General features: G+C 48.8%; 13 protein-coding genes and 2 pseudogenes. 12 read left to right on the top strand and 3 right to left on the bottom strand.

Translation table 11 applies throughout. The features are described from left to right. The first annotated feature begins 13 nt into the window (after window positions 1-13). Together EZMO1_RS27545 and EZMO1_RS05195 are read left to right on the top strand one after the other, a co-directional pair. Window positions 14-1,216, top strand: a pseudogene (locus EZMO1_RS27545) (IS91 family transposase). A 93-nt stretch (window positions 1,217-1,309) separates the two neighbouring features. Then, the gene (locus EZMO1_RS05195) at window positions 1,310-1,714 is read left to right on the top strand and encodes a helix-turn-helix domain-containing protein (RefSeq protein WP_061509279.1); all 405 of its coding nucleotides are present in this window, start codon (window positions 1,310-1,312) and stop codon (window positions 1,712-1,714) included. On the opposite strand, the gene EZMO1_RS05190 is transcribed toward EZMO1_RS05195, so the two are convergent. Both EZMO1_RS05190 and EZMO1_RS05185 read right to left on the bottom strand, forming a co-directional pair. After that, on the bottom strand, window positions 1,711-2,274 hold the full coding sequence (locus EZMO1_RS05190) for a transposase (RefSeq protein WP_051789638.1): 564 nt from the start codon (window positions 2,272-2,274) through the stop codon (window positions 1,711-1,713). The two genes, EZMO1_RS05195 and EZMO1_RS05190, sit on opposite strands and share 4 nt — an antisense overlap. 29 nt (window positions 2,275-2,303) lie before the next feature. Continuing rightward, window positions 2,304-3,137: a transposase gene (locus EZMO1_RS05185; protein WP_145912478.1), complete on the bottom strand. Its 834-nt coding sequence runs from the start codon at window positions 3,135-3,137 to the stop codon at window positions 2,304-2,306. Window positions 3,138-3,307: 170 nt separating this feature from the next. Between EZMO1_RS05185 and EZMO1_RS27540 the strand changes: the two are divergent. The 10 genes and pseudogenes from EZMO1_RS27540 to astB all read left to right on the top strand — a co-directional run. Next, a pseudogene (locus EZMO1_RS27540) lies at window positions 3,308-3,477 on the top strand (helix-turn-helix domain-containing protein); the annotation flags it as partial. 175 nt (window positions 3,478-3,652) lie between these two features. Further along, a complete protein-coding gene (locus tag EZMO1_RS05175) occupies window positions 3,653-4,177 on the top strand; it encodes an IS630 family transposase (RefSeq protein ID WP_420809938.1) in 525 nt (174 codons plus the stop codon). Between the two features lie 164 nt (window positions 4,178-4,341). Continuing rightward, the gene (locus EZMO1_RS05170) at window positions 4,342-5,772 is read left to right on the top strand and encodes a C2H2-type zinc finger protein (RefSeq protein ID WP_061509275.1); all 1,431 of its coding nucleotides are present in this window, start codon (window positions 4,342-4,344) and stop codon (window positions 5,770-5,772) included. 44 nt (window positions 5,773-5,816) lie between these two features. Further along, on the top strand, window positions 5,817-7,019 hold the full coding sequence (locus EZMO1_RS05160) for an IS91 family transposase (protein ID WP_145912476.1): 1,203 nt from the start codon (window positions 5,817-5,819) through the stop codon (window positions 7,017-7,019). A gap of 307 nt (window positions 7,020-7,326) precedes the next feature. Then, a complete protein-coding gene (locus tag EZMO1_RS05155; protein ID WP_034874971.1) occupies window positions 7,327-8,541 on the top strand; it encodes an aspartate aminotransferase family protein in 1,215 nt (404 codons plus the stop codon). Window positions 8,542-8,700: 159 nt separating this feature from the next. Beyond that, the gene (locus tag EZMO1_RS05150) at window positions 8,701-9,945 is read left to right on the top strand and encodes a hydrolase (protein ID WP_034874973.1); all 1,245 of its coding nucleotides are present in this window, start codon (window positions 8,701-8,703) and stop codon (window positions 9,943-9,945) included. A gap of 112 nt (window positions 9,946-10,057) precedes the next feature. Beyond that, window positions 10,058-10,867: a DUF1338 domain-containing protein gene (locus EZMO1_RS05145; RefSeq protein WP_034874975.1), complete on the top strand. Its 810-nt coding sequence runs from the start codon at window positions 10,058-10,060 to the stop codon at window positions 10,865-10,867. A 19-nt stretch (window positions 10,868-10,886) separates the two neighbouring features. Continuing rightward, window positions 10,887-11,915 carry an arginine N-succinyltransferase gene (gene astA / locus EZMO1_RS05140; RefSeq protein WP_034874977.1) on the top strand — a complete coding sequence of 343 codons (1,029 nt, stop codon included), beginning with the start codon at window positions 10,887-10,889 and terminating at the stop codon, window positions 11,913-11,915. A 13-nt stretch (window positions 11,916-11,928) separates the two neighbouring features. After that, on the top strand, window positions 11,929-13,392 hold the full coding sequence (gene astD / locus EZMO1_RS05135; RefSeq protein ID WP_034874979.1) for a succinylglutamate-semialdehyde dehydrogenase: 1,464 nt from the start codon (window positions 11,929-11,931) through the stop codon (window positions 13,390-13,392). Window positions 13,393-13,394: 2 nt separating this feature from the next. Next, window positions 13,395-14,732, top strand: a complete 1,338-nt coding sequence (gene astB / locus EZMO1_RS05130; RefSeq protein ID WP_034874982.1) for an N-succinylarginine dihydrolase — start codon at window positions 13,395-13,397, stop codon at window positions 14,730-14,732. A gap of 4 nt (window positions 14,733-14,736) precedes the next feature. On the opposite strand, the gene EZMO1_RS05125 is transcribed toward astB, so the two are convergent. Then, window positions 14,737-15,324: a phosphatase PAP2 family protein gene (locus EZMO1_RS05125; RefSeq protein ID WP_160174042.1), complete on the bottom strand. Its 588-nt coding sequence runs from the start codon at window positions 15,322-15,324 to the stop codon at window positions 14,737-14,739. Between the last annotated feature and the right edge of the window lie 288 nt (window positions 15,325-15,612).

The following is a 15,612-nucleotide window of genomic DNA, read 5'->3' as shown; positions in this document are numbered from 1 at the left end:
AAAGGAGAAAACGATTAGACTTCCAACCCGCCTCAAGGAGCTGTTCCAAAAAAAAGCTTCATGGTGGCGTTTTTACCAGAAATACAAACATCGCATGTGCCCCGCCATCGTCGATAACGTCATCAAAATGCACAGTTGCGGACTGACCGTTCGCGACTATGCGGTGTTCCAGTGCATTAACCCGAAATGCACTCACCAGAAGAAAATCTGCTTCAGTTGCAAGAGCCGGTTTTGCCCTACCTGCGGCAAGAAGCTCACGGACCAGTGGATAGAGCAACAGAAAGCCATTCTTCCGGATACCCAATGGCAACACATCACCTTCACCATGCCTTCGGAGCTTTGGGAGCTGTTCCGTTATAACCGTCATTTATTGGGAAAGCCCAGCGCACTGGCTGCGAAAGTTATGATGAAGCTCTCCGGAAAGAAAAGGGTTTTACCCGGCATTTTCACGGCACTGCACACATTTGGGCGTGACCTGAAGTGGAATGTTCACGTCCATCTGTCCATCACCTGTGGCGGGTTAACCGATGACAAAAATACATGGAAGGAAATCTTCTTCAGCAAGCAGGTATTGATGCCCATGTGGCGGTACGAAGTCATCAACCTGCTTCGACAGGCATTCATCCGGGGTGAGCTGGAATTACCGAAATCCCTTAAAAAAGCCGGTGCCAGCAAAACGACCTTTAACCGCTAGCTCGATACTCACTATAAGAAATCGTGGATCGTCCACTTTGCCAAGCCCAGTAAAAATCACCACCGCAACATCAAATATCTGGGTCGCTATTTGAAGCGTCCCGCCCTCTCCATGAGCCGACTGAAGCATTACGACGGCAAGGAGGTGATTTTCAGCTATCTGAATCACGCCACCAAACAGTATTTGCGATTCACCAGTGGCGTTGAGGACTTCATCAAGCGGCTGGTACAGCACATTCCGGACAAAGGCTTCCGAATGATTCGTTACTACGGCTTCCTTGCCACCCGGGTTCGGTCAAAGCTGCTGCCAAAGGTATATGACCTTCTGGATCAACCAGAAAGAAAGGCGATCCCAATCCGTTTCCCGGCGCTGATGAAGAGCAGCTTCGGAGTTGATCCGCTGGAATGTATCCTGTGCAAATCGCGTATGGTGATGACTGGCATCGTAACCCGTAAAACGATGGCAGAACTGCGCCAGTGTCACGAAAGGCTTGCTCTAAACAGACCGATTATTTTGCAATAACAGGAGAGGTGCGTCTGGAGTAAATAGTGGCGGTTATACCCGTGACCATTGAAGATGCTTGATTTTTCAGTACTTTTTTAACATTCTTCGCTCATGCCCAAAATCATCCTGACTGATCAGCAAAAAGCAGCTCTGGAATCCCGCCATAAAAAGTCGCAGGATGCCCGAGAGTGTGACCGTATAAAAGCAGTTTTGCTCAGATCTGAAGGTTGGACTCCGTCTTCTATCGCACAAGCCTTGAGAAAAAGTGAATTCACTATTTGTCGCCACCTTGATGACTATCTGAAAAAGGAAAAACTCAAGCCTGACAACGGTGGTAGCGAAAGCTATTTGAATGATGAACAAACCCGGCAGCTAATCGAGCATATTTCTGAACACACCTATGCTCATACGCATCAGATCGTCGCCTACATTTCTGATCGCTGGGACATCAAATACACCGTATCACTCGATGCTGCAGTTTTACCTAAACAAGTAACGTATTTATCTCGATTCTAAGCTGCATCTAAAAGTTTAAACTTCCGGGCGTGTGCTTTGAGTGAGTCAGTTGCCTTTTGTTCTCCCAGGTCTCTACCAGCCATATGCCTGCTCGACTCCCGCTTGGGCAAAGTATGCTCTAAGGCTAAGGCCAGAGCCTTAAGCTCGGTATCTGGATCTTCCGATTCAACCACTGATTTCACCGTAGCAAGCAAGGCTTCTGCATTGAGGCGTTCGATCAGACAGCCTGCGGGCATTCCGGCCTGTTTGTTTTTCAGTAGGACGAATTGCTCAGGGTGCAGTAACAGCATGTGTTCGCACAGCAGGCTCAGGATCACGCCGCGCTGCGATCCGTCAGCACCTTGCTGTTTGCTCAACCTGTTCCAGCCACAATGAGCTTTCCAGTCTTGAATGAAAACCTCGACCAACCACCTCAAGGTGTAAATCCTGGCTATGTCGGTATGCCGCCATGACATATCTGAAGCCACCAGATAGCGATAATCCTCTTCACCCTCATACTTCAGGGCAATAACAAAACGTCTTTTCCCATGAGCCTTAACATACAGCCGAGCAGCCAGCATCGTGACCTGCTCTTCTTTGCCACCGCGTATTATGAGTTGAGTTTCAGCGCCTTTCTGGCGCGAAAAGTAAGCTTTGAGAGTCGCTTCCGAGTGTTTCGGTTGGATACTTTCTGATTCGAGCGCAGTTGGCTGACAACCTGGGCTCCGCCTGTTATTTCCGCAGCCTTATCCATAAAGTCTCCTGTGCCATACAGTGCATCAGCGAGAATTGCTTTGATCGTAATGTTGGGAAACGAATCAACAAATTCTTGCAGCATAACCAGCGTCAACGACTGCATGGTGGGGTAACGAACATGATCTGGCTCAGGACGGTTCGGTCGTTCTTTTTTCTGAATGCCTTGCTTCCTGAGCGCCTTGTCTTTCTTCCTCCATGCAGATAACTCAGGGTCAGGAATATAAAAGCGAAACCCTACTGGAAAGGTAGCTACTTCAGTAACGAGCACCATAAACACCAGTTCCTGCCCATTAAAATAACCACCTGTTGATTTGTCTTTTATCTTATGGGCACCGTCGATTTTTGAAGTCCTTTTAGTGCGCTTTTTTCCTGTATCGTCGATAGCAAGGGTTCCACTTTGTATTCCATAGCGTAGAAGAATATTTCTGACGCTGGCCTGTAGCAGGCTTTGCCATGCAATTTCTGCTTGATAAAACATCCAGCACAGACGGGTCGCTTTGAATCTGCCTAAGCTTCTGCGCTCAAAAGCAGCCCAGTTAATAGTTTTAGTTACCACGATTCCAATGATAAAAACGCCCAGTGCCACTTTCTGGGATCTACTCAACTGCGCAGAGGAATTGATGGACTTGAGCGAATCATTCAAAGCATCCAGAAAGGCAGTGACAACGGGTAATGGGCGAATTAGCAAGATACGACACTTGACGGTTATTAAGTTCCTATGAGATCTTACCTCCAACCTGCTGCTGTGGCTATGATGGAATCTCGCAAGGCTTGAATTCGGAGCTGCAGTAGTAGTCTGCTCTTATGCCACCCTGCCATTTCCTGCTCTCCCTCAAATATCAAAAACTGCAGCATCGAGTATCAGGTCTGAACAAGTGGCTGCATCAGAAAGGCTTTACCTATAAAAAACCAAAAGGCGTTCCGCACAAGGCTGATGCGGACAAACAAGCTGAATTTGTCAAACACTATGATGCCCTGAAGGCCTCATTACCCTATCTCTTTAACACAAATATTGAATATTTAACCTTCTGACAATTTATGACGGGGCGACCGTCCTGAAACCCTTGATAAATGAAGACTATGAAAACACGACCGACTCGCTATACGACTTTTGTCGTTATTTCTACAGAGCTTGTGCCGCAAGGGTTTCAGGATTTGTGTTAAAGAGATAGCTCATTACCAGAGGATGAAGTGTTGCTGTTCATGGATGCAGTTCATCCAACACAGGCCACCAAAATCACCTCAGGATGGATTCGCAAAGGGGTTGATAAGATCATCAACACGACGGGGAGCCGTACCCGATTAAACATTGTTGGCGCCATTGAACTGAACAATCTATCTGCCGCTGTTTTCGATCAGTTCAAGACCGTCAACGGCGAAGCGATTATCAAGTTTTTCAGAACAGTTCGGGCATCCTACGCATCCATGACAGTCATCCATATGGTGCTTGACGGTGCTGGTTATCATCGTTCAAAAGAGGTGGTAGAGGAGGCGGAAAAATTGGGGATAAAACTACATTACCTACCACCTTACAGCCCAAATCTGAACCCGATTGAGCGATTATGGAAGGTGATGAATGAATATGCTCGGAATAATGAATACTTTGCCAAGGCTAAAGAATTTCGAGAAAAGATTAATCATTTTCTGGACGTTACGTTACCTGAAATTGGTGCTTCGTTAGTCAGCAGAATTAACGATAATTTTCAGAGGCTAAATCCTGCATCTTGAATTCACTTGGGTATAACACCTGAGAAATCCTTCACACTCCAATTTGTCTATCCTTATCACCTGTCATATCCAGAAAAGCAGAGGATAGAGCCATTAAAAGTCTACTTTTCCACGTACTGCTCTTCGTATCTTTCGTCTGTCTGGCTGATTCGCAGACTTACAGTTTGATCGTTGAGCTTGAGCTTGAACAGAATGCGGATTCACCAAGCCAGAACTTTTCTATAAAGCCTGAGCTGAATACACTGCCTGCAATGCAGATGATTGATATGGGGTCGTTGCAAAGCAAGCCGACAGAAATTATCAGCACAAACAGCTATTCAGTCCCAGACACGCCACCTGATGATAAGCCCTATAGTCCGAGGGGGTACTGGGAGAGGCCGAAAAAGGTTGTTAAGTCGGTTTCATGGGAGCTGCTCTATGTCTCCAATGAAGTCATAGGCTACAAACTGCTTCTGGCATTTCAGGAAGACTCATATCAACCCCAACCCTTTTCATGGATACCTGTGGTGGCAACCATTGTCGTAGGCTGGTTGTCCACAACTTACTGGAACCTGGAAGCCCCAATGTTCACTCAACTGGATCAACAGGAGATTCATGCCAATCATGAATTGCAAATCATCACACTACCGGCAGGAGGAGGAGACTCAAACACGACATGCGTAACTTCCGGTGTGACAGGTAGCGGCTTAACCAGCCGGAAGTACCCCAGCGGATTTTATTATCAGTCCGCCGCTACCTGGGTCAGAGATGGCACAAATGACGGCGAGGGGGATGAACCCCATGAACCCTGGCATAGCAGATGTGAAACTGTCCGCTGTCCGACCTGTAATGGTCTTTGTGAACTACGACCTAGAGTCAACCCGCCGGATGACCTCAATTCGCAAGAGCAACCTTTACTTTTAATGACCCACTGCCGTCCTGACCCGGATGGCTCTTTCGCTTGTAGCGTAAATGCCGAGCCACAAACAGAAGGACAGAAATCTAACCCACACCCACTCAACAACATGCACCCTGCCAGATTTGATACCGTTTTATCTGCAGCAGATAGTACGACCCAAACGCTAGAAAAATCCCCACCTGCAACCTCAGGCTCCCGAAATCGTTACAAATGCGGCCACGAAGGCTGCGACAAGCAATTCCGAAGTAAACTTGGCCTGGAAGGACACCTGCGCACCCACACCGGGGAGCTCTTCAAGTGCAACTACGAAGGCTGCGACAAGGAATACCAGTATGAAAGAGAACTGAAAAAACACCAGCGCATCCAACACTTCTGGGAGTTCTTCAAGTGCGACTACGAAGGCTGCGACAGGCAATTCCAAAGTGAAAAAGGCCTGAAAGGACACCAGCGCACCCACACCGGGCAGCTCTTCAAGTGTGACCACGAAGGCTGCGACAGGGCATACCAGGATGAAGGCAGCCTGAAAGGACACCAGCGCATCCACACCGGGGAGCTCTTCAAGTGCGACTACGAAGGCTGCGACAGGGCATACCAGTTTGAAAGCGGCCTGAAAGGACACCGGCGCACCCACACCTGGGAGCCCTCCGCCAAGCGACAGCGTACTGATGGAGAAAAAGATAACGATGGCAAGAATTAATGACGATCGGTTGCAGCCAGTCGTGATACAGAAAGGAGAAAACGATTAGACTTCCAACCCGCCTCAAGGAGCTGTTCCAAAAAAAAGCTTCATGGTGGCGTTTTTACCAGAAATACAAACATCGAATGCGCCCCGCCATCGTCGATAACGTCATCAAAATGCACAGTTGCGGACTGACCGTTCGCGACTATGCGGTGTTCCAGTGCATTAACCCGAAATGCACTCACCAGAAGAAAATCTGCTTCAGTTGCAAGAGCCGGTTTTGCCCTACCTGCGGCAAGAAGCTCACGGATCAGTGGATAGAGCAACAGAAAGCCATTCTTCCGGATACCCAATGGCAACACATCACCTTCACCATGCCTTCGGAGCTTTGGGAGCTGTTCCGTTATAACCGTCATTTATTGGGAAAGCCCAGCGCACTGGCTGCGAAAGTTATGATGAAGCTCTCCGGAAAGAAAAGGGTTTTACCCGGCATTTTCACGGCACTGCACACATTTGGGCGTGACCTGAAGTGCAATGTTCACGTCCATCTGTCCATCACCTGTGGCGGGTTAACCGATGACAAAAATACATGGAAGGAAATCTTCTTCAGCAAGCAGGTATTGATGCCCATGTGGCGGTACGAAGTCATCAACCTGCTTCGACAGGCATTCATCCGGGGTGAGCTGGAATTACCGAAATCCCTTAAAAAAGCCGGTGCCAGCAAAACGACCTTTAACCGCTGGCTCGATACTCACTATAAGAAATCGTGGATCGTCCACTTTGCCAAGCCCAGTAAAAATCACCACCGCAACATCAAATATCTGGGTCGCTATTTGAAGCGTCCCGCCCTCTCCATGAGCCGACTGAAGCATTACGACGGCAAGGAGGTGATTTTCAGCTATCTGAATCACGCCACCAAACAGTATTTGCGATTCACCAGTGGCGTTGAGGACTTCATCAAGCGGCTGGTACAGCACATTCCGGACAAAGGCTTCCGAATGATTCGTTACTACGGCTTCCTTGCCACCCGGGTTCGGTCAAAGCTGCTGCCAAAGGTATATGACCTTCTGGATCAACCAGAAAGAAAGGCGATCCCAATCCGTTTCCCGGCGCTGATGAAGAGCAGCTTCGGAGTTGATCCGCTGGAATGTATCCTGTGCAAATCGCGTATGGTGATGACTGGTATCGTAACCGGTAAAACAATGGCAGAACTGCGCCAGTGTCACGAAAGGCTTGCTCTAAACAGACCGATTATTTTGCAATAACAGGAGAGGTGCGTCTGGAGTAAATAGTGGCGGTTAATATTACTATATAAAGACGAAAAACCTGATCTTTATCCTGCATTATTCCCAATTAGCAGTATGGGTAAAAATGTCCAGAAGTCACTAACCAATAAATTCACCTAATCTATACGACAGTTAGCATCCTATCTGTGCTTTGAAATTCCTATGCATCAAGACAAAATAAAACCCTGCCTTATCCCCAAATACAACCGGTGATGATGTAAACTGCCCAGTGAATAAGACTTATTAACTGCCTAAGAAAGATAACAAGTTTCCGGGAGAGCTACCTATGACCGAGTATTCTGTCAGCAGAGCGACTTTTGACGATGTAATGGTGCCTAACTATGCACCCCAGAAAGTTGTTCCCGTCCGTGGCAAGGGGTCGCGCATCTGGGATCAGGAGGGTAAGGAATACATTGACTTTGCCGGAGGCATTGCGGTTAACGCCCTTGGTCATTGCCACCCTGAACTGGTTAAAAACCTGAAAAGTCAGGCCGACAAGCTTTGGCACCTCAGTAACGTTTACACCAACGAACCTGCACTGGCTCTGGCGCAGGCTCTCACTGAAGTCTGCTTTGCGGAAAAAGTCTTCTTCTGCAATTCCGGCACCGAGGCGAATGAAGCTGCCTTTAAGCTGGTACGAAAGTATGCCTACGACCACACAGGTCCAGAAAAACACGAAATCATTTCGTTCAACAGTTCTTTTCACGGGCGCAGCCTGTTCGCGGTCACCGTGGGCGGACAACCCAAATATTGTGAAGGTTACGCTCCGGTGCCAGCCGGGGTGACTCACCTGCCTTTTAATGATGTTGAGGCGTTAAAGGCTGCAATTTCAGACAAAACCTGTGCCATTGTTCTGGAGCCCATTCAGGGGGAAGGCGGCGTTATACCAGCCACTCCGGAATTCCTGCAAGCCGCCAGAGAGCTCTGTGACCAACACAACGCCCTGCTGGTATTCGACGAAGTACAGACCGGCGTTGGTCGTACCGGCGAGTTTTATGCCTACATGAATACCGGCGTTGTACCCGATATCCTGACAACCGCCAAATCTCTGGGCGGCGGTTTTCCTGTGGGTGCCATGTTGACGACCACTGAAGTGGCTAACAGTTTTGGCTTCGGCAGCCATGGCAGCACCTATGGCGGTAACGCTCTGGCCTGTTCGGTGGCCCTGGCCGCCATTACCTTAATCAATGATGATCAATTGCTGGCAAACGTATCGGGCAAACATCAGCTGTTCCGACGCGAGCTGGAAAGCATCAATGATGAGTTTGGTGTTTTCACCGAAATTCGTGGTAAAGGTTTGCTGATCGGCGCAGAACTGACCCCGGAGTGGCACGGCAAAGGGAAAGAGTTTCTGGCTGCTGCTGCCGAAGAAGGACTAATGATGTTGGTAGCAGGCCCCAATGTTCTGCGTATGGCACCCTCACTGATCATTCCTGATGATGATATTCGCCAGGGCATGGCTGCTCTGAAAAGAGCCGTGGCTAAAATTGTACAGAACTGAACAACTGTTCTTACCCACTTTTTAAGACACTCTTTTCTGAACCTTGTTACCAAACACAATGCCGACCATGTTGTCGGCATTTTTATTTCTTTTTTTGCCTGCTTATTTGCTGCATAGTCGTATACTTTATAGGGTCTATAACAACAAAAAGTGGGTACCATGTCAGGTATTATTGACCCCTTTCTGCCTCTGCTCCGTCAGCTGGACAACAGCCAAAACGCCATGTTGCAACAGACCATCAGCCTCGCAGAAATCAACTCGGGCAGTCTGAATGCGAAAGGTGTGAACCGGGTTTTGTCCGAGCTGCAAAAAATGACGCAGCCACTGGAAGCAGAACAGAGCATTATTCCTCTGGCCGATTTTCAGTCCATAAACACCGATGGCAACATCATTCGCAGCCCATTAGGCGACGCACTCACCCTATCCAAGCGACCAGAGGCTCCTTTACAGGTGGTTCTGGGCGGCCATATGGATACGGTATTTGGTGCAGATCACCCATTCCAGACCATCAAGTTTCTTGATGATGATCATATTAACGGGCCCGGCGTTACCGATCTGAAAGGCGGTCTGGTCGTTATGTTGCATGCCTTGCAACTGCTTGAGCAATCACCCTGGGCTGAACATATCGGCTGGCAGGTTATCTTTAACCCGGATGAAGAGATTGGCTCACTCAGCTCAGCCCATCTGTTTGAAGATGCGGCAAAAACGGCCCATTTAGGCATGCTGTATGAACCCAGTTTTCCTGATGGTTCACTGGCGGGTGCCCGAAAAGGCAGCGGTAATTTTACGGCCGTCTGCTATGGCAAAGCCACCCATGCGGGACGAGAACATCATCTGGGACGCAATGCCATACGAGCACTCAGCGACTTCGTTTCAGCGATGGATGACCTGAATGTTCAGCGTGAAAACGTTACCTTCAACCCGGGCTTTGTGCACGGTGGAGGGCCTACCAATATTGTTCCTGACCGCTGTATTTGCCGTTTTAATATTCGCATCGAAAAACCGGAAGACGAACAGTGGTGCCTGAATCAATTGCAGATGCTGGTGAACGAAATCAGCTGCCGCGACGGCATCAAACTGGAATTGCATGGCGGCTTTGGCCGTAAGCCCAAAGTACTGTCTCCAGCCAATCAGGCATTCTTCCAACTCGCCAAGGAATGCGGTGCTGCATTGGGAATGCCCATTGATGTTAAGGCCACAGGAGGCTGCTGTGACGGCAACAATCTGGCTTCCTATGGTGTACCGAATATTGATACCTTGGGAGTACAGGGCGGTCATATTCACAGCGATCAGGAATACATGAAAATCAGTAGCCTTGTACCCAGAACCAAGCTCAGTGCAGCCCTTCTGATGACACTGGCAAAAAACGAAGCACAGGGCAAAGGCAACGAGTGGCTAAGATAAGTACTCAACCATAACGTCATTTGTTAAAAACGACAGCTGACTTACTGCTACCCTTGCATTGCTTGATCAAAATAAACAGAGCTTTATTATTTCCAAGAACAGGAGGCTTGTCATGGACAACACAATCCATACTCTGCTGCAGGCCATGTGGGAAGATTATCTGGAGCTGGCTCCAGACGCTCGCAGCATTCACGACCTGTTTGCCGCCAGCAATAACGGCGTGGTCGTTAATGACCATATCGCCCTTAGAACCTACAACCTGCCCCGGGTTAATCTGGGGGTTATCGCCAGCGCTTTCATCGACTATGGCTATGTTGAAGGCGGTGACTATGAGTTTCCAGCCCGAAAATTGTTTGCCAAACACTTTCAACACCCTGACCCCAAACTGCCCAAAGTCTTCATCAGTGAACTGCTGGTTGAAGAACTGTCTGAACAGGCACAAAAACAGATATCATCACTGATCGACCAGATTCCACCGGAAGCCACTCAGTCTCCGTTGTTTTGCTACTCAGGTCGCCCCTGGCAACTGGACACAAACACCTACGACGAACTGCTGGCTGAAAGTGAATACGCCGCCTGGGTGGCCGCGTTTGGCTATCGCGCCAATCACTTTACCGTCTCCATTAACCATTTATCCGAACCCGATAATATTACGGCCCTGAACAGCCTGTTGCAGAAGCATGGTTATGTGCTTAACGACACTGGTGGACTGGTAAAAGGCTCACCGGATGTTCTGCTGGAACAGTCTTCCACTATGGCTAAAAAAGTCACCGTTGACTTCACCGATGGCGTGAGGGAGATACCTGGTTGCTTTTACGAGTTTGCCAAACGCTACCCTGCTGGCGATGGCAACCTGTATCAGGGATTTGTTGCCGCTTCCGCCGATAAGATATTTACCAGCACCAACACCAAAGCCGAATAATGAGACGCAAAGGTTGCCTATGATGATCTTTCGCCCGATAGAAAGCAGTGACTATGACGCGCTCTGGCATATTGCCCAACACACCGGTGTCGGGTTTTCTTCCCTGCAGCCAAAGCCGGACATGGTTCGACACAAGCTTGACTGGGCGCTGGAATCGTTTTCAGGTTCCACAACGCTTGACGATCTTCTGTACCTGTTTGTACTGGAAGATGCGAAAACCGGCAATATTGCCGGTGTGTCCGGCATCGAGTCCGCTATTGGCCAGACAGACCCGTGGTATAACTTCAAAGTCAATACACAGGTACACACTTCCAGAGAGCTCAATGTCTATAACCGCCTGACCACCATGACACTGTGCAGTGACCACACTGATTATTCAGAGCTGTGTACCTTGTTTTTACTGCCGGAATACCGCTATTCCAATAATGGACGACTGTTGTCAAAAGCCCGAATGATGTTCATGGCCAATCATCCCTCGCACTTTCATGAAAATGTGATTGCAGAAATGCGGGGCTACTGCGATGACAATGGAGAATCCCCTTTCTGGGAAGCCATCGGCAGGCACTTTTTTAATGTGGATTTTGTGACTGCCGACCAGCAAATTGCCAAGGGAAAAACCTTTATCGCCGAGCTGATGCCCAGGCACCCTATCTATACCAACATGTTGCCTGATAGTGCTCAGGCCGTCATCGGCGAAACTCACAACGACACATTGCCCGCCCGCAAACTACTGGAAAGTGAAGGTTTTCACTACACCCATTATATTGACATTTTTGATGCCGGCCCCTTGCTGGAGGCCAGAGTCAAAGACATCCGAACGGTCAGGGATTCAAGGGAATATAAAGTACAGATTCACGAATCCACGACCACTGATGAAACCCAGTGGCTACTGGCCAGCACAGGCTTCCGCCAGTTTCGCTGCATACTGGGCCAGGTCTCTTTTGAAGGCTTTGAGTTCGTCAATATCACCCGGGAACAGGCTAATGCCCTGCAGCTGCAACCCAACGACACCTTACGTGTTGTTCCCTTAACCGGCAGACGTCCATAACAGGAGACAGGCAATGACTGATTTTATTAATGGTCAATGGCAGAAAGGCACCGGTTCCGAGTTTCAATCGACCAACCCATCCACCAATGAGGTCGTATGGTCTGGCTGTAACAGCGGTGAGCAGCAAGTCAATGAGGCCATTCATGCAGCGCGGTTAGCCGGTAGCAGCTGGATGATAATGCCACTGGAGCAGCGCATTGACATTATCAGAAAATTTGCCACTCAGCTTGAAGACAACGCCGAACTCATTGCTGAAACCATTGCCCGGGAGACCGGCAAGCCTTTGTGGGAAAGCCGCACCGAAGCCGCAGCCATGAAAGGCAAAATAGAAATATCCATCAAAGCCTATAGCGAACGAACCGACACCACAGAAAACAGTCTGGCGGGGGCAAAAACGTTTATTCGTCATAAACCCCACGGTGTGGTTGCCGTATTCGGCCCTTACAATTTCCCCGGACATCTGCCTAATGGTCACATAGTGCCCGCATTGCTTGCGGGTAACACCGTCGTCTTTAAACCCAGTGAGTTAACACCCGCCACCGGAGAGCTGGCCGTCAAGTTCTGGGAAAAGGCCGGATTGCCAAAAGGTGTTATTAACCTGATACAGGGTGAAAGGGAAACCGGTATTTATCTTGCCAACCACCCTAAACTCGATGGCTTGTTTTTCACCGGCAGCTCCCGCACCGGCAAACTGATTCACCAGCAGTTTGGCGGTCAAACCGGGAAGATTCTGGCTCTTGAAATGGGTGGCAACAATCCATTAATTGTCTGCGAAGTGGCAGATACAGCCGCCGCAGTACACGACACCATCCATTCAGCTTTCATCACCACAGGGCAACGCTGCACCTGCGCCAGACGCCTGTTTGTTCCTACTGGCGAATGGGGCGATCAGTTTATGCAAAAGCTGATCAACACCGCCGCCAACCTCAAAGCCGGAGACTGGAACAGCGATCCACAGCCGTTTATGGGAGCTGTCATCTCGGAAGCCACCGCAGAAGCCATTGTGCAGGCACAAGAACACCTTCAGTCCCTTGGTGGTCATACTCTGTTGGAAGCCAGACAACTAAAGCCGGGAACCGGTTTAGTCAGCCCGGGAATTATTGATGTCACAGCCGTTCCTGCCTTGCCGGATGAAGAGTATTTTGGCCCGCTGTTGCAAGTTATTCGCTATCAGTATTTAAAGGATGCCATTGTAAAAGCCAATGATACCCGTTATGGCCTGTCTGCCGGTTTATTCAGCGATCGCCGGGAAGATTATGAATTGTTTTTCAGCCAGATCAGAGCCGGTATCGTCAACTGGAATCGCCCCATTACGGGTGCAGCAGGCACTGCTCCGTTTGGTGGCGTGGGTGACAGCGGTAATCATCGCCCCAGTGCTTACTTTGCTGCCGATTACTGCGCTTACCCTGTTGCCAGTGTTGAAGCAGATTCGTTGATCGTTCCCGAAAAACTGGCTCCCGGGTTAACACTGGAATAAAAATGAAATCAACAGAAGCCAATTTCGACGGACTGGTAGGACCAACACATAATTATGCCGGGTTGTCGGCGGGTAATATTGCCTCGACACAGCATAAAAACCAGACGTCCAACCCCAGACAGGCGGCGCTGCAGGGACTTGCAAAAATGAAATCCCTATACGACATGGGTTTTGTTCAGGGCATCATCCCTCCCCAGCTACGACCGGATATCGATACGTTGCGTCGTTTAGGCTTCTCTGGCACGGATGCCAGAATACTTAAAACAGCTGCCAGCGAAGCGCCTGAATTACTGTCGTCCTGCTGTTCGGCTTCAGGTATGTGGACAGCGAACGCGGCAACTGTGTCGTCCGGTTTTGACACTCAGAACGGTAAAGTCCATTTCACGCCAGCCAATCTGGTCAGTAAATTCCATCGTTCCATTGAGCCAGATACGACAGCTCGTATCCTGAAAGCCATCTTCAGGGATGAACGTTATTTCCAGCATCATCCAGCCCTCCCTGCCGTCGGCGTACTGGGCGACGAAGGTGCTGCCAACCACACGCGATTCTGCAGCGAATACCATCAGTCCGGCGTTTCGTTTTTTGTTTTTGGTCGCTATGGTTTCGACGCCTCTCGCCCAGCTCCAAAACGTTTTCCGGCAAGACAAACCATTGAAGCATCCAAAGCAATTGCAAGGCAGCACCGGCTAAACGAGAAATCTGTCGTTTATGCCCAGCAAAATCCGGATGTGATCGACAGCGGCGTATTTCACAATGATGTGATTGCAGTGGGTAATCAGCAGCTTCTGCTCTGCCATGAAAAAGCATTCTTGAATCAGGCAAATGTTTATGAAGAGTTGCAACATGCTACTGCCGGTCAATTGCAGATTCTTGAAGTACCCGAAAACAGAATCTCTGTGAAAACGGCGGTGCAAACCTACCTCTTTAACAGTCAGCTAATCTGTCGTAACGATGGAAAAATGCTGATGATAGTCCCGTCAGAGTGTGAGAATAATTCGGTTGTTGCCAGCTATCTCAATGACCTTATCAGTGCAGATAATCCGATTGAACAGACTGTGGCTTTTGATCTTCGCCAAAGCATGAACAATGGTGGCGGTCCCGCCTGTCTGAGATTGCGGGTTGTATTAAACAAACAGGAACTGCAAGCGGTCAATCAAAACTGCCTTATGACTGATGAACGCTACTCACAATTAACGCACTGGATTAATAAACACTATCGGGATCAGTTAAAAGACTGTGACCTTGCTGACCCGGCGCTTCTGACAGAATCAAGAGAAGCTCTGGATCAGCTGACACAAATGCTTGGGCTAGGCTCTGTTTACGCTTTCCAGAAAACGTAAATCGTTACCATTTGAAGCTGACATTAAACCAGACATCGCCTTTATCAAACCCTACGCCAATCTGCGGCTGGTTTGGTTCGTCTACCGAAGAAGTCAGGTAGTGATTCAACACATAGGTCAAACCGGCACTGGCCGCAATATCTCCCCAGTAGTGTCGTTTACTATGCACTCTGGTGTAACCAACGTAAGTAGCCACTGCGAGATAAGGCACCGACTGCAAGAAACCATAGCGCTTATGAATATACCAGGCGGGATAGAAGGCTCTGGCCGCATGAGCGGATGGGAAAGATTTATCATCTCCATCTGGCCGGGTGGCTTTTATATTTTCTTTCATTGTTGTCACAATAAAAGACTTGGTTAGCAGAGAACCCGCATGTAATTGTACCAGTCCGTTTGCCCATCCCATCTCTTCATCATCCCAGTCGTATTCGTTATACAGTGTATGCACCGTAGCTGCCCATAACAGACTGTACGACATCCAGTCACCACGTTTTTCCGTGGCACTTTCCGAGGCAATAACAACGGGCTGGTAAAGAAAGAAAAGGAGAGAGAACAGGGGCGATTGTCGGAAGCTGCTGATTATTATTTTCATAATATCCTCCATGAATATTTCATCATAGAAGGATAAATTAAAAAAAAGAACACCAAGACAGCGACTTTACATTTACTGTTTCAGACACAATCTATTATGTTTTGTCTATTATGCTGTAAGTAGCTGATCATTCGGAATCGAATATTGCTGGCTAATTGATCAAGTGCTATGCAAGGCGCAACGGCGGGAGCATAGCAAGCTATGTGACCAGTTTATGGGGTCCATCATAGAGTCAGAAATATATGATTTCGTGTGGTCAGTTACTTATGCCTGAAACACCTTTTAAAC

Origin of the sequence: Endozoicomonas montiporae CL-33 (assembly GCF_001583435.1) — a bacterium.
Lineage (GTDB): Bacteria > Pseudomonadota > Gammaproteobacteria > Pseudomonadales > Endozoicomonadaceae > Endozoicomonas_A > Endozoicomonas_A montiporae.
This window is presented reverse-complemented; position numbering and strand designations above follow the sequence as displayed.